Annotated in this window: 12 protein-coding genes; 9 read left to right on the top strand and 3 right to left on the bottom strand. The window is 58.8% G+C overall.

Features of this window, described 5'->3' with window-relative positions; all coding sequences use genetic code 11:
* Nucleotides 1-128 precede the first annotated feature (128 nt).
* From hisS to ACQZ5M_RS05255, 5 genes are read left to right on the top strand one after another with little or no spacing between them, the layout of a single operon-like run.
* Complete coding sequence (hisS, locus tag ACQZ5M_RS05275; protein ID WP_296076115.1) at nucleotides 129-1,646, top strand: histidine--tRNA ligase; 1,518 nt, start codon at nucleotides 129-131, stop codon at nucleotides 1,644-1,646.
* A gap of 6 nt (nucleotides 1,647-1,652) precedes the next feature.
* Complete coding sequence (locus ACQZ5M_RS05270) at nucleotides 1,653-2,021, top strand: VOC family protein (protein ID WP_296016893.1); 369 nt, start codon at nucleotides 1,653-1,655, stop codon at nucleotides 2,019-2,021.
* Nucleotides 2,022-2,037: 16 nt separating this feature from the next.
* A complete protein-coding gene (locus ACQZ5M_RS05265) occupies nucleotides 2,038-3,159 on the top strand; it encodes an ATP phosphoribosyltransferase regulatory subunit (RefSeq protein WP_296076113.1) in 1,122 nt (373 codons plus the stop codon).
* On the top strand, nucleotides 3,156-3,854 hold the full coding sequence (gene hisG, locus ACQZ5M_RS05260) for an ATP phosphoribosyltransferase (protein WP_449079232.1): 699 nt from the start codon (nucleotides 3,156-3,158) through the stop codon (nucleotides 3,852-3,854). Before ACQZ5M_RS05265 ends, hisG begins: the two co-directional genes overlap by 4 nt.
* A 44-nt stretch (nucleotides 3,855-3,898) precedes the next feature.
* Complete coding sequence (locus ACQZ5M_RS05255) at nucleotides 3,899-4,309, top strand: GFA family protein (RefSeq protein ID WP_449079363.1); 411 nt, start codon at nucleotides 3,899-3,901, stop codon at nucleotides 4,307-4,309.
* Nucleotides 4,310-4,359: 50 nt separating this feature from the next.
* Here ACQZ5M_RS05255 and ACQZ5M_RS05250 read toward each other — a convergent pair whose 3' ends face one another.
* The 3 genes from ACQZ5M_RS05250 to groES form a co-directional block, all read right to left on the bottom strand.
* Entirely contained in the window at nucleotides 4,360-4,806 is a 447-nt protein-coding gene (locus ACQZ5M_RS05250; RefSeq protein WP_296078044.1) for a DoxX family protein, read from the bottom strand.
* A 213-nt stretch (nucleotides 4,807-5,019) separates the two neighbouring features.
* Nucleotides 5,020-6,654, bottom strand: coding sequence for a chaperonin GroEL (gene groL / locus ACQZ5M_RS05245; RefSeq protein WP_296016884.1), 1,635 nt, complete (start codon nucleotides 6,652-6,654; stop codon nucleotides 5,020-5,022).
* A gap of 76 nt (nucleotides 6,655-6,730) precedes the next feature.
* Nucleotides 6,731-7,027 (bottom strand): co-chaperone GroES, encoded by a 297-nt coding sequence (gene groES, locus ACQZ5M_RS05240; RefSeq protein WP_062425989.1) that lies wholly within the window; start codon nucleotides 7,025-7,027, stop codon nucleotides 6,731-6,733.
* Between the two features lie 169 nt (nucleotides 7,028-7,196).
* Here groES and chrA point away from each other — a divergent pair, with 169 nt between their 5' ends.
* From chrA to ileS, 4 genes are all read left to right on the top strand, one after another.
* Nucleotides 7,197-8,516: a chromate efflux transporter gene (gene chrA / locus ACQZ5M_RS05235; RefSeq protein ID WP_449079231.1), complete on the top strand. Its 1,320-nt coding sequence runs from the start codon at nucleotides 7,197-7,199 to the stop codon at nucleotides 8,514-8,516.
* 102 nt (nucleotides 8,517-8,618) lie between these two features.
* Nucleotides 8,619-9,467: a TIGR01459 family HAD-type hydrolase gene (locus ACQZ5M_RS05230; RefSeq protein WP_296016945.1), complete on the top strand. Its 849-nt coding sequence runs from the start codon at nucleotides 8,619-8,621 to the stop codon at nucleotides 9,465-9,467.
* 9 nt (nucleotides 9,468-9,476) lie between these two features.
* On the top strand, nucleotides 9,477-10,457 hold the full coding sequence (locus ACQZ5M_RS05225) for a bifunctional riboflavin kinase/FAD synthetase (RefSeq protein ID WP_449079230.1): 981 nt from the start codon (nucleotides 9,477-9,479) through the stop codon (nucleotides 10,455-10,457).
* A 239-nt stretch (nucleotides 10,458-10,696) separates the two neighbouring features.
* Nucleotides 10,697-13,600, top strand: a complete 2,904-nt coding sequence (gene ileS, locus ACQZ5M_RS05220; protein ID WP_449079229.1) for an isoleucine--tRNA ligase — start codon at nucleotides 10,697-10,699, stop codon at nucleotides 13,598-13,600.
* The last annotated feature ends 105 nt before the right edge of the window (nucleotides 13,601-13,705 follow it).

The raw sequence follows: 13,705 nt of genomic DNA, 5'->3' as shown, positions 1-13,705 counted from the left end.
ATGCATGTATCCCGTTTAGCAGTTTTTCGCGCCAAAGGCCAGCAAATCCGCGGACCTCCGGCCTTGCCGCATGGGGCGTCATCCTCTAAGACACCGGCTTGATTTCAAGAGACAATTGGACTGGCATCATGAGCGAAAAAGCAAAAAAGCCTCAGAAACTGAAAGCACGCCTGCCGCGCGGCTTCGTGGATCGTTCGGCTGCCGATATCCATGCCACCAATGAGATGATCGAAAAGATTCGTAAGGTCTATGAGCTTTACGGCTTCGATCCGGTCGAAACCCCGCTGTTCGAATATACCGATGCGTTGGGCAAGTTCCTGCCGGATAGCGACCGCCCGAATGAAGGCGTGTTTTCTCTCACGGACGATGACGACCAGTGGATGAGTCTGCGCTACGATCTGACCGCGCCGCTCGCCCGTCACGTCGCGGAAAACTTCAACGAGATCCAACTGCCTTACCGCACCTATCGCGCAGGCTATGTCTTCCGCAATGAGAAGCCCGGCCCGGGTCGCTTCCGCCAGTTCATGCAGTTCGATGCCGATACCGTCGGTGCCGCTGGCGTCCAGGCGGACTCGGAAATGTGCATGATGATGGCCGATACGCTGGAAGCCCTTGGCATCAAGCGCGGCGACTATGTCATCCGTGTCAATAACCGCAAGGTTCTGGATGGCGTGATGGAAGCCATCGGTCTTGGCGGCGAAGAGAATGCTGGTCGTCGTCTCAACGTTCTGCGTGCCATCGATAAGCTCGACAAGTTCGGGCCGGAGGGCGTGAAGCTGCTGCTTGGTCCCGGTCGCAAGGATGAGTCCGGCGATTTTACCAAGGGTGCGGGGCTCGACGAGGCGCAAATCGAAAAGGTTCTCTTCTTCGTCGGCATCAAGGATTATGCCGCAAGCGCTGCCGATCTGGCGAACCTCGTTGCCGGTACCTCTAAGGGTGCGGAAGGTGTCGAGGAATTGAATGTCATCGGCGCACTCGTCGCAAGCGCTGGTTATGACGCAGATCGCATCAAGATCGATCCATCTGTCGTGCGTGGTCTCGAATATTACACCGGCCCTGTCTATGAGGCTGAACTGACATTCGATGTCACCAACGAAAAGGGCGAGAAAGTCGTCTTTGGGTCCGTTGGCGGCGGCGGTCGCTACGATGGTCTGGTGTCGCGCTTCATGGGCCAGCCGGTTCCGGCAACCGGTTTTTCGATCGGTGTCTCGCGCCTGATGACGGCGTTGAAGAACCTTGGCAAGCTCGGTCAGGCAAAGGTGCTCGCGCCTGTTCTCATCACCGTTATGGATGGCGATCTGGAGAGCATGGGGCGCTACCAGCGCTTCACGCAGGCACTGCGAGCGGAAGGCATTCGCGCCGAAATGTATCAGGGCAACTGGAAGAAGTTCGGCAATCAGCTGAAATATGCCGACCGCATGGGCGCCCCCATCGCCATCATTCAGGGTGGCGATGAGCGTGCTAAAGGCGTGGTTCAGATCAAGGACCTGATCGAAGGCAAGCGCCTCTCCGGAGAGATCGAGGACAACGCGACATGGCGCGAAGCGCGTGTCGCGCAAGAGGTCGTCGCCGAGTCTGAACTGGTTGCCAAGGTCAAGGAAATCCTGGCCGCCCAGGCCGAAGACCGGCGTCGGGCAGAAGGCTGATCGGCCATGACCATTCTCCGCCTGGATCACGTCCAACTGGCAATGCCTGAAGGTGGAGAAGACAAGGCGCGGACGTTTTATGCGGGCCTTCTCGGTCTTCAGGAGGTTGCAAAGCCTGCCAATCTTGCGGGCCGCGGCGGATGCTGGTTTGCGCGTGGCGATGTCCGCGTGCATCTCGGCGTCGCGAAAGATTTCATCGCCGCCACCAAGGCCCATCCCGCCTTTGTAGTAGATGATCTGTCTGGACTTCTAAAAAGACTTGAAACGGCAGGCTGCCCTGTGGTTGAGGATGAGCCACTGGAAGGGTATGACCGCTTCTACGTGAATGATCCCTTCGGAAACCGCATCGAGATGATGCAACCGCTCGAACCGTGACGAAAAGTATCGCTTCATGCCCCTGATCGACATGCCGGAATTTTCCGGAGAGCTGCTGGACGAGTTTGCGGCGCGCAAAACGGTGCGGGTCAACACACCCGTTATCCAGCCAGCTGCCCCCTTTCTGGATATGGCCGGCGAGGATTTGCGCCGTCGTATTTTCCTGACCGAAAGCGAAACGGGCGAGAGCCTGTGCCTACGACCGGAATTTACGATCCCCGTCTGCCTGCGCCATATCGAAACGGCAACCGGGACGCCGAAACGTTACGCCTATCTCGGCGAAGTGTTTCGCCAGCGGCGCGAGGGCGGCAATGAGTTCTATCAGGCCGGCATCGAAGATCTGGGCGATGGCGATGTCGCCGCTGCCGATGCCCGCGCGATTGGCGACGCTTTCGGCATTCTGAAGCGCTTGCTGCCGGGCCGCTCGCTCTCTGCACGTTTGGGGGACCAGAAGGTCTTCGAGGCGGTGATTGCAGCACTTGGCCTGCCGCTCGGCTGGCAGAAGCGTCTGGTTCAGGCCTTTGGCGACACGGTTCAACTCGATGCGCTGCTGGAAAGCCTCGTCAGCCCCAAGCCGATGACCGGGCTCGACGCTCGCGTGGCCGGACTGCTTGCGACCGGCGAGGAGAAGGTTCTGGTCGATTATATTGACAGCGTCATGCAAGAGACCGGCTATTCCACCAATGCCAGCCGTTCCCCGCAGGAGATCGCGAGACGCCTCCGCGAAAAGCTGGCGCTCGCCGCCACCCGCCTGCCGGACGACAGCTTCGAGCTGCTGAAGCAGTTTTTAAGCCTTCAGGCACCTTTGTCGGAGGCATCTAAGACGCTTTCCGACTTTGCCGAAAAGGCAAAGCTGAAACTTGGGCCAGCACTGTCCGATTTCGGTTCCCGCGTGGCAGCCCTTGCCAATAGCGGCGTCGATTTGCAGGCCGTGACTTATGGCGCGGCTTTCGGTCGCCCGCTCGATTACTATACCGGCCTGGTCTTCGAAATCACACAACAGGGGCAAACCGCGGTGCTGGCAGGCGGTGGACGCTTCGATCGCCTGATGACGTTGCTTGGCGCCACCGACACCATTCCTGCCGTCGGTTTCTCGCTCTGGCTGGACCGTATCGAAGCTGCGAGGGCCGCTGCATGACAATCACCATAGCGCTGCCCTCCAAGGGACGCATGAAGGACGATTCCTCCGCCATCCTCGAACGCGCCGGGCTGAAAATCACCGCTATCGGCAGCGATCGCTCCTATCGCGGCCGGATCGAAGGGCGTGACGATATCGAGATCGCCTATCTCTCGGCATCCGAGATCGCCCGTGAGATCGGCAACGGCACCGTCGATTTCGGCGTGACGGGCGAAGATCTCGTGCGCGAAGATCTGAGCAACGTCAATGCACGCGTGGAGTTCTGCGCGCGTCTCGGCTTCGGCCACGCGGATGTGGTGGTCGCCGTGCCGGAAATCTGGCTCGATGTCGATAGCATGGCCGATCTCGGCGACGTCGCCTCCGAATTTCGCGCCCGCCATGGCCGCCGTCTGGCAATCGCCACCAAATACTGGCGGCTGACGCAGCAATTCTTCTCGCGCCAGCATGGCATTCAGCTCTACCGCATTGTCGAAAGCCTCGGTGCGACAGAGGGCGCGCCTGCGGCAGGCCAGGCGGATATCATCGTTGATATCACCTCCACGGGTTCGACGCTGAAGGCCAATCACCTGAAAATACTGACGGACGGCATCATCCTGAAATCCGAAGCCTGCTTTGTTCGCGCCAGAAAGGCGGAGCACGAGGGCGATTCTGTCGTTGAAGAGATTGTCTCGCGCGTCAAGACGGCGCTTGGCTGACCGTATATTTTGTCTATGCTGCCCTCCTAATAGAGGAGGACATGATGCGCATCACAGGCCAATGCCACTGCGGCAACGTTAGGTATGAAGCAGAAGCCGATCCAGAGCATGTGGTCATCTGTCACTGCACGGATTGCCAGCGTTTGACCGGTTCACCCTATCGCGTAACGTTGCGGGCAAAGCGTCAGAACATCATCCTGACTGGCGTCGAACCGAAGCTCTACAGAAAGAAAGCGGAAAACGGGAATATCCGTCTGATGCATTTCTGTAGCGACTGCGGCGCGCCGCTCTTCAGCAGTGCGGAGCAGGAGAGTGGCACCTGGGGCATCCGCTGGGGCTCGATCAATGAGCGTGCCGCTTTAGAGCCGCATGTGCAGATATGGGCGCGATCGAGGGCCAAGTGGGTCGATGACCCTAAAGAAATCCCTGCGCACCCCAAGGAACCCCCGAAATAAAGAAAGCCGCCGGATCGCTCCGACGGCTTCTGGAGGAATAGCATTCGATCTCAGGCGTGGGCAAGCTTGACGCCGCGCATCGCGTCGACGGAGTATGCACCGGCGCCGAAGGCTCCAAGAAGGATATAGGCGCCAGCCAGCGTGATGTTCTTCATCAGCATGATGCCATTCAGCGTGTTGATCCAGCCGAGAGCCGCATCAGGCCAGCCGGGAACGGCAACCGTGCCGCTGTGGAAGACGAGGCCGGTGAACACGCAGAATGCGGCCAATGCGAAAGCGGCAATCTTGGTCTGGAAGCCAACCAGAACGGCAAGGCCCGTGACGAGTTCAAACAGACCGGCGAGGTAAGCAAGAGCGGTTGCCGCAGGGAGGCCAGCGCCGGTGATCATGCCAGCTGTGCCGGCAGGGTCCATCAGCTTGCCGAAGCCGGAATAGACGAAGATGAAGGAAAGAAGGATGCGTGCGACGAGCACGAGAGCGTTCTGACTGCTGGACATTGCGGTGTCTCCGTTTAGGCTTTCGTTCAAGCCGTTGAGTGAAATCTGGAGACAGTTCTGGCGGATTTTTTTAATTGACGAAAGATAAACGAGAGAAGACTGTTCGTCTTCAAAAAGTGAACAATGGATGAGCTTCATCCTGGCTTTCAGAGCGCCAAAACAAAAGGGCGGTCCGAAGACCGCCCTTTCTAAATCCCAGAGGGAATGGACTGATTAGAAGTCCATGCCGCCCATTCCGCCACCTGGCATTGCAGGCATTGCGGATTCTTTCTTCGGCAGCTCGGCAATCATGGCTTCCGTGGTGATCAGCAGCGAAGCAACCGAAGCTGCGTTCTGCAGAGCGGTACGAACAACCTTGACCGGGTCAACGATACCCATGGCAATCATGTCGCCATATTCGCCAGTCTGAGCGTTGTAACCGAAGTTGTCGTCAGCCTTGTCGAGAACCTTGCCAACAACGATCGAAGCTTCGTCACCGGCGTTGTCTGCGATCTGGCGAACCAGCGACTGCAGAGCGCGGCGAACGATGTTGATACCAGCTTCCTGGTCGTCGTTCACACCCTTGACGGTGATCTTCTGAGCGGAACGAAGCAGAGCGGTACCACCGCCAGCAACGATGCCTTCCTGAACAGCAGCGCGGGTTGCGTTCAGAGCGTCGTCGATGCGGTCCTTGCGCTCCTTCACTTCAACTTCCGTTGCACCGCCAACGCGGATGACGGCAACGCCACCAGCGAGCTTAGCAAGGCGTTCCTGCAGCTTTTCGCGGTCGTAATCGGAAGAGGTTTCTTCGATCTGAGCCTTGATCTGGGCAACGCGGCCTTCGATGTCGGTCTTCTGGCCGGAGCCGTCAACGATCGTGGTGTTTTCCTTGGAGATGGAAACCTTCTTGGCCTTGCCGAGCATGTCGAGCGTGACATTTTCGAGCTTGATGCCGAGGTCTTCGGAAATCACTGTACCACCGGTCAGGATCGCGATGTCTTCGAGCATTGCCTTGCGGCGGTCGCCGAAGCCAGGAGCCTTGACGGCAGCGATCTTGAGGCCGCCACGCAGCTTGTTGACGACGAGCGTTGCAAGAGCTTCGCCTTCGACGTCTTCAGCGATGATGACGAGCGGCTTGCCGGTCTGAACGACGGCTTCGAGAACCGGAAGCATGGCCTGCAGGTTGGAGAGCTTCTTCTCGTGAAGGAGAATGTAAGCGTCTTCGAGGTCAGCAACCATCTTTTCAGGGTTGGTTACGAAGTAAGGCGACAGGTAGCCGCGGTCGAACTGCATGCCTTCGACGACTTCGAGTTCGGTCTCAGCGGTCTTGGCTTCTTCGACGGTGATAACGCCTTCGTTGCCGACCTTCTGCATGGCTTCCGCGATGTCGCGGCCAACCTGCGTGTCGCCGTTGGCGGAGATCGTACCAACCTGAGCAACTTCCTCAGAGGTGTTGATCTTCTTAGCCTTGGCCTGCAGGTCCTTGACGACTTCTGCGACGGCCAGATCGATACCGCGCTTCAGGTCCATCGGGTTCATGCCGGCGGCAACAGCCTTCTGGCCTTCGCGAACGATAGCCTGAGCAAGAACGGTTGCCGTCGTGGTGCCGTCACCAGCGATGTCGTTGGTCTTCGAAGCAACTTCGCGGACCATCTGTGCGCCCATGTTTTCGAACTTGTCTTCCAGTTCGATTTCCTTGGCGACGGAAACGCCGTCCTTGGTGATGCGCGGTGCGCCGAAGGACTTGTCGATAACAACGTTACGACCCTTCGGGCCGAGCGTGACCTTCACTGCGTCAGCGAGAACGTCGACGCCCTTGAGCATCTTTTCGCGCGCCGAGCGGCCGAATTTTACTTCTTTGGCTGCCATGTTTCAAAACTCCTGGTTTCGAATGGCCGGAACGATGTCCGGCTTCAAGATTACGGAAAATGGGAAGGCGGCTAAATCAGCCGATAATGCCCATAATGTCGGCTTCCTTCATGATGAGAAGGTCTTCGCCGTCGAGCTTGACTTCCGTGCCGGACCACTTGCCAAACAGGATGCGGTCGCCGACCTTGACGTCGAGAGCGACGATCTTGCCAGACTCGTCACGTGCGCCGGAGCCGACTGCGACGATTTCGCCTTCCTGCGGCTTTTCCTTGGCGGTATCAGGAATGATGATGCCACCCTTGGTCTTCGCTTCAGACTCAACGCGACGAACCACAACGCGGTCGTGCAGCGGGCGGAAATTGGTGCTTGCCATTGTCTATTCCCTCGATCAAATGACATTCGCGGATCGAATACGATCCGCCTGGATTGATGTTAGCACTCTCATTTGCCGAGTGCTAGCGGCAGTGAGATAAGCAGGGCCTAAGGCACTGTCAAGAACGGCCTGTCGGAAAAATTTCATGTAAAATGGTTACTGCGATTGCATGACAGATTTTTTGCGCCCTGAATCTCCACCCGTCCATCCGACCCTTTCGGAGCTGTTTTTCGTTTTCGGCCGAGTCGGCCTTTTAAGCTTCGGCGGACCGGCCGGGCAGATCGGCATGATGCACCGCGTGCTGGTCGACGAGAACCGCTGGCTTTCGGAAGAGCGGTTTCTGCACGCGTTGAATTACTGCATGCTTCTTCCCGGACCGGAGGCGCAGCAACTGGCGACCTATGCCGGATGGCTGCTGCATGGCAGGCGCGGCGGCGTCATCGCCGGCACACTCTTCATCCTGCCCGGATTTCTCGTTATCGTCGCACTGGCCGCCGCTTACGCGCTTTATCAGGATACACACTGGCTTCCGGCACTGCTCTTCGGCCTGAAGGCCGGCGTGTTGGCCATCGTCATTGAAGCTTTGCTGAGGGTGGCGAAACGAGCCCTGAAAAGCCGCTTTCTGATTGGTGTCGCAGGAGCAGCCTTCATCGCGCTTTTCTTTTTCGCCGTTCCTTTTCCGCTTGTCATCCTGGCCGCCGGTGTCGCGGGTTTTCTGAAAGCTAGAGGAGGGCCGTCAGTGAAGCGTGATGCGGCAAGCAAGGCACCCTCTCTTTTGCGGCAACTGCGTGGAGTCTTGGTCGGCCTCCTCATCTGGCAGACGCCACTCCTGCTGTTCTGGCTTCTGGCCGCGCCCGGCTCGCTCATAGAATTGCAGGCGTTCTTTTCGCGGCTTGCAGTTGTTACCTTTGGCGGTGCCTATGCGGTGCTTGCCTATGTGGCGCAGGTCGCGGTGGAAACGCATCACTGGATGAGCGCAAGCGAGATGCTGGATGGCCTGGCGTTGGCCGAGGCGACACCCGGACCGCTCGTTCTCGTCCTCTCCTATATCGGTTTTCTCGCAGCCTTCCGCCATCCGGGCATGCTGGATCCCATGCTGGCAGGTGTGCTGGGCGCGAGCGTTGCCGCATGGGCGACCTTCGTCCCGAGCTTCATCTTCATTTTTCTCGGAGCGCCCTATGTTGAGCGTCTGAAAGACAATGCGGCCCTGTCAGGTGCGTTGTCTGCCATCACCGGCGCGGTGGTGGGCGTCATTCTCAACCTTTCGGTCTGGTTCGGCCTGCATGTGCTTTTCGGCAAGGTGGATCGCGTTGAGCTTCTGCCGCAGATCAATTTGGGCATGTCCTTACCAGAATGGAGCTCGCTCGATCTGGCGTCGCTTGCGCTTTTCATCGTCTCGGCAATCATGCTCTTTCGTTTAAAGCTTGGCATGGTCCCGGTTCTTGGTGTCTGCCTGGCGGCAGGCTTGATCAGGCTCTGGCTCGTCTGATGCGGTAGCTCCCTGACTGGTCCTTTTGTCTTTTTCTCTTGCCATTGCTATCTGCCTTTGCGATGTCACGAGCCTGAAATGATGGAAAGAGTTGGACGCTTCATGGCCCACCGCATTGCCACGCTTGGCGACATTACCTCCCAATTCGATGTGATTTTCTCCGATGTCTGGGGCGTACTTCACAACGGCGTGACGTGTTTTCCCGCCGCCGGTGCCGCATTGGCCGATGCGCGGGCAGACGGAAAGACAGTCGTTCTGATTACCAATTCGCCTCGCCCCGCAATCGGCGTCATTCCGCAACTGCGCGCACTCGGCGTTCCGGACGAAGCCTACGATCGCATCGTCACCTCGGGCGATGTCACGCGAGAGTTGATTGCTGAAGGTCCGAAGAAGGTTTTTCTGCTTGGTCCGGAGCGCGATCTGCCGTTGTTTGACGGTCTCGATGTGACTGTGGTCGGAGAGGATGAGGCGGAAGCTGTCGTCTGCACCGGCTTCTTTGACGATGAGACGGAAACGCCGGAAGACTATACCGATATGTTGAAGGCCTTCGTGGCCCGCTCTGCGCCGATGATCTGCGCCAATCCGGACCTGGTGGTGGAGCGCGGCGAGCGTATCATCCCTTGCGCTGGCGCTATGGCTGTCTATTTCGAGCAATTGGGCGGCGAGGTGCGTATCGCCGGCAAGCCGCATGCACCGATATACGAGGCGTGCTTTGCCGCGGCAAAAGAAGTGCGCGGCGAGTTCAGCAAGGATCGTGTTCTCGCAATCGGCGATGGCATGCCGACCGATGTGAAGGGTGCCATCTCCGCTGGTCTCGATCTCCTCTATATCAGCGGCGGTATTCACGCGGCTGAGTACACGTTGAATGGGGAGATCGACGAGGCGCTTCTGAACAGCTATCTGAAAAGCCAGAATGCAGCCCCCGGCTGGTGGATGCCGCGCCTGGCTTAGTGAGTTCTTATGACCGTGTTTCACCGTAACGAGAAGAAAGAGCCGCTTCCCGAGGAATTGAAGGGCGGTGTGGTTGCCATCGGCAATTTCGATGGCGTCCATCGCGGCCATCGCGCTGTCCTGGATCAGGCGCTGGAACTGGCGAAATCGCGCGGTGTGGCAGCGCTGGTCCTGACATTCGAGCCACATCCTCGAACCGTGTTTCGACCTGAAACGCCTGTTTTTCGCCTCACGCCCGCCCCGCTGAAAGCCCGCCTTCTTGAGGCCGAAGGCTTCCAGTCCGTCGTCGAATATCCCTTCGACAGGACCTTTTCGCAGCGCTCCGCTGAGGATTTCGTCAAATCGGAACTGGTGGAGTGGCTGGGGGCAGCAAGTGTCGTCACCGGCGTCGATTTTCACTTCGGCAGGGGCCGTGAGGGTGGTCCTGCCTTTTTGATGCAGGCGGGCAAGCGCCACGGTTTCGACGTGACGCTGGTGGACTCTTTTCGCGATGAGGGAGCAGAGGTGATTTCATCCAGTCGTATTCGTGACTGTCTAGCCGAAGGAGACGTGGTCGGAGCGGCAGGCTTGCTCGGTTATCGGTTCACGGTCGAGGCCGAAGTTATTCGCGGACAGCAGCTTGGCCGCACGCTGGGCTATCCGACAGCCAATATGGCGCTGCCCCCAGAAACAGAGCTGAAACCCGGCATATACGCGGTACGGTTCAGAGAGGCCAATGGTACGCTACATGATGGCGTGGCAAGCTTCGGCCACCGTCCGACGGTAACGGACAACGGGTCAGCGCTCCTGGAAACCTTCGTCTTCGACTTTAGCGGGGATCTCTATGGTCAGGTCTGTTCGGTTTCCTTCTTCGGCCACTTGCGCGACGAGCTGAAATTTGACGGACTGGAACCACTGGTCGTTCAGATGAAGCAGGATGAGCAAGAGGCGAGGGCGCTTCTTGCTGGCGTCACCCCGTTGAGCGAAATGGACGCCAAGATCGCTTTTTGACAAAGCGAGCCGCTGCCTGCGATCAATTCCCTTTTCAAACAGACTGAAACGGCTTAAACAACCGGCCATGAACCAATTTCGGTCGACGTTCATATCCCGAATTATTGGCCCGGCCTTCCGCCCGCTCTGAGAGCCGGAAGGTCCGGGATTTTGGCGCTTGTTCCCAAGTGCCTTCGCTAAGCCCTCTTTTTTGTTGAGACGGCGCGAGCCTTATTCGGCGCCGCGATAATGGTACGATCATGAACGACACCGCAGAAAAAATCGATTACTCCGCAACGCTTTACTTGCCGCAGACGGATTTCCCGATGCGCGCCGGCCTGCCGCAGAAAGAGCCGGAGCTGGTCAAGCGCTGGCAGCAAATGGACCTCTACAAGAAGCTGCGTGCGTCTGCCGCCGGCCGCGAAAAATTCGTGCTGCATGATGGCCCTCCCTATGCGAACGGCAACATCCACATCGGCCATGCGCTCAACAAGATCCTGAAGGACGTCATCACCCGTTCCTTCCAGATGCGCGGTTACGACTCCAACTATGTTCCAGGTTGGGATTGCCACGGCCTGCCGATCGAATGGAAGATCGAGGAAGCCTATCGCGCCAAGGGCAAGAACAAGGACGAGGTTCCGATCAACGAATTCCGCAAGGAATGCCGTGACTTTGCCGCGGGCTGGATCAAGGTTCAGTCGGAAGAGTTCAAGCGCCTCGGCATCGAGGGCGATTTCGACAACCCCTACACCACGATGAACTTTCACGCCGAAGCGCGCATCGCTGGCGAACTCTTGAAGATCGCCAAGAGCGGCCAGCTCTATCGTGGCTCCAAGCCGGTCATGTGGTCGGTTGTCGAGCGCACCGCACTGGCGGAAGCCGAAGTCGAGTATCACGATGTCGAAAGCGACACGATCTGGGTGAAATTCCCGGTCGTCGAAGGCTCGGACGAACTGGCAGGCGCGTCCGTCGTCATCTGGACCACGACGCCATGGACGATCCCGGGCAACCGCGCGATCTCCTTCTCGTCGCGCATCCAGTATGGCCTTTATAAAGTCACGGCTGCTGCTAATGATTTTGGTCCGCAGCCGGGCGAGAAGCTCGTCTTTGCCGACAAGCTGGCGGCCGAATGCTTTGCCAAGGCGAAGCTGGAATTCAAGCGCGTCCGGGACGTTTCTTCCGATGAGCTAGGAAATCTCGTCAGCGCCCATCCGCTGGCCCATCTCGGCTACGATTTCAAGGTGCCGCTGCTCGATGGCGATCACGTCACCGACGATGCCGGTACGGGCTTCGTGCATACCGCTCCCGGTCACGGTCGTGAGGACTTCGACGCATGGATGGCGCAGGCGCGTGAGTTGGAAGCGCGTGGCATCTCGGCGAAAATCCCCTTCACCGTCGGTGATGATGGCTTCTACACGGAAGATGCTCCCGGCTTCGGTCCCTCGGCAGAGGGCGGCGCTGCCCGCGTGATGGACGATAACGGCAAGAAGGGTGATGCCAACGAGCGCGTTATCAAGGCGCTGATTGGTGCGAACAACCTATTTGCCCGTGGCCGCCTCAAGCACAGCTATCCGCATAGCTGGCGCTCGAAGAAGCCTGTTATCTTCCGCAACACGCCGCAATGGTTCGTCTACATGGACAAGGAACTCAGCGACGGCACCACGCTGCGCTCGAGAGCCCTGTCTGCGATCGACGACACTCGCTTCGTTCCTGCCGGCGGCCAGAACCGCCTGCGCGCCATGATCGAAAATCGCCCGGACTGGGTCCTGTCGCGCCAGCGCGCCTGGGGCGTTCCGATCGCCGTCTTCGCCGACGACAAGGGCGAGGTCTTGGTGGACGAGGCCGTCAACGCCCGTATTCTCGAAGCGTTCGAAGCAGAAGGCGCGGATGCGTGGTTTGCTGAAGGCGCCAAGGAGCGGTTCCTGGGCAACGACCACGACCACGCCAAGTGGCATCAGGTCATAGACATTCTCGATGTCTGGTTCGATTCTGGCTCCACCCACACCTTCACGCTGGAAGACCGCCCGGACCTCAAGTGGCCGGCTGACGTCTATCTCGAAGGCTCGGACCAGCATCGTGGCTGGTTCCACTCGTCGCTGCTGGAAAGCTGCGCGACGCGCGGCCGCGCGCCTTACAACGCCGTCGTCACCCATGGCTTCACCATGGATGAGAAGGGCGAGAAGATGTCGAAGTCCAAGGGCAACGTCGTTGCGCCACAGGATGTGATGAAGGATGCGGGCGCCGATATCTTGCGCCTGTGGGTCATGACCACCGATTACTGGGACGATCAGCGTCTCGGCAAGGCCATCATCCAGACCAATGTCGATGCCTATCGCAAACTGCGCAACACCATCCGCTGGATGCTCGGCACGCTTGCTCACGACAAGGGCGAGGAGATCGCCTACGCCGATCTGCCGGAGCTGGAAAAGCTCGTCCTGCATCGCTTGAGCGAACTCGATAAGGTCGTGCGTGAGGGCTATGACAGCTTCGAGTTCAAGAAGATCGCCCGCGCGCTGGTGGATTTCTCCAACGTCGAGCTCTCGGCCTTCTACTTCGATATCCGCAAGGATGCGCTCTACTGCGATGCGCCGTCGTCATTGAAGCGTCGCTCGGCTCTTTACGTAATCGCCAAGCTCTTCGATTGCCTCGTAACGTGGCTGGCACCGATGCTGCCTTTCACCACGGAGGAAGCATGGCTGTCGCGATACTCGGATGCGCAATCCGTTCATCTGGAACAGTTCCCGACGATACCGGCGGAATGGAACAGCCCTGCGGTCGATGCCAAGTGGGAGAAGATCCGCAAGGTCCGCACGGTCGTGACAGGCGCGCTGGAAGTGGAGCGTCGTGAAAAGCGCATCGGCTCCTCGCTGGAAGCGGCGCCCGTGGTTCACGTTGCCGATCCGGATCTGATGGCGGCACTTGAAGGCCAGGATTTTGCCGAAATCTGCATCACCTCGGCAATCTCCGTTGTCGCTGGCGAAGGCCCGGCCGATGCATTCCGCCTTGGCGAGGTGCAGAAGGTGGCGGTCGAGCAAAAGCTGGCGGAAGGGCTGAAATGTGCCCGCTCCTGGCGGATCACCACCGATGTCGGCTCCGATCCGCAATATCCGGAGGTTTCGGCCCGCGATGCCGCGGCGCTGCGTGAGCTCGGTATCGGCGTCTGACACCTCCTCCGCTCAAGAAAATGGCCGGATGAATTGCGCTTTCGCCGTTCATCCGGTAAACCTGCCTGAAAATGGTCGGAATTACGCATCAAGGGGTGCATCCGG

Source organism: Rhizobium sp. 22-785-1 (genome assembly GCF_053521965.1).
Note: the sequence above shows the minus strand (reverse complement) of the source record. Positions and strands in the feature narration are given on the sequence as shown.

Excerpts from the sequence above, each read along its gene's own strand:
- hisS (WP_296076115.1), top strand. The coding sequence starts at position 129 with ATGAGCGAAAAAGCAAAAAAGCCTCAGAAACTGAAAGCACGCCTGCCG.
- ACQZ5M_RS05270 (WP_296016893.1), top strand. The coding sequence starts at position 1,653 with ATGACCATTCTCCGCCTGGATCACGTCCAACTGGCAATGCCTGAAGGT.
- ACQZ5M_RS05265 (WP_296076113.1), top strand. The coding sequence starts at position 2,038 with ATGCCCCTGATCGACATGCCGGAATTTTCCGGAGAGCTGCTGGACGAG.
- hisG (WP_449079232.1), top strand. The coding sequence starts at position 3,156 with ATGACAATCACCATAGCGCTGCCCTCCAAGGGACGCATGAAGGACGAT.
- ACQZ5M_RS05255 (WP_449079363.1), top strand. The coding sequence starts at position 3,899 with ATGCGCATCACAGGCCAATGCCACTGCGGCAACGTTAGGTATGAAGCA.
- ACQZ5M_RS05250 (WP_296078044.1), bottom strand. The coding sequence starts at position 4,806 with ATGTCCAGCAGTCAGAACGCTCTCGTGCTCGTCGCACGCATCCTTCTT.
- groL (WP_296016884.1), bottom strand. The coding sequence starts at position 6,654 with ATGGCAGCCAAAGAAGTAAAATTCGGCCGCTCGGCGCGCGAAAAGATG.
- groES (WP_062425989.1), bottom strand. The coding sequence starts at position 7,027 with ATGGCAAGCACCAATTTCCGCCCGCTGCACGACCGCGTTGTGGTTCGT.
- chrA (WP_449079231.1), top strand. The coding sequence starts at position 7,197 with ATGACAGATTTTTTGCGCCCTGAATCTCCACCCGTCCATCCGACCCTT.
- ACQZ5M_RS05230 (WP_296016945.1), top strand. The coding sequence starts at position 8,619 with ATGGCCCACCGCATTGCCACGCTTGGCGACATTACCTCCCAATTCGAT.
- ACQZ5M_RS05225 (WP_449079230.1), top strand. The coding sequence starts at position 9,477 with ATGACCGTGTTTCACCGTAACGAGAAGAAAGAGCCGCTTCCCGAGGAA.
- ileS (WP_449079229.1), top strand. The coding sequence starts at position 10,697 with ATGAACGACACCGCAGAAAAAATCGATTACTCCGCAACGCTTTACTTG.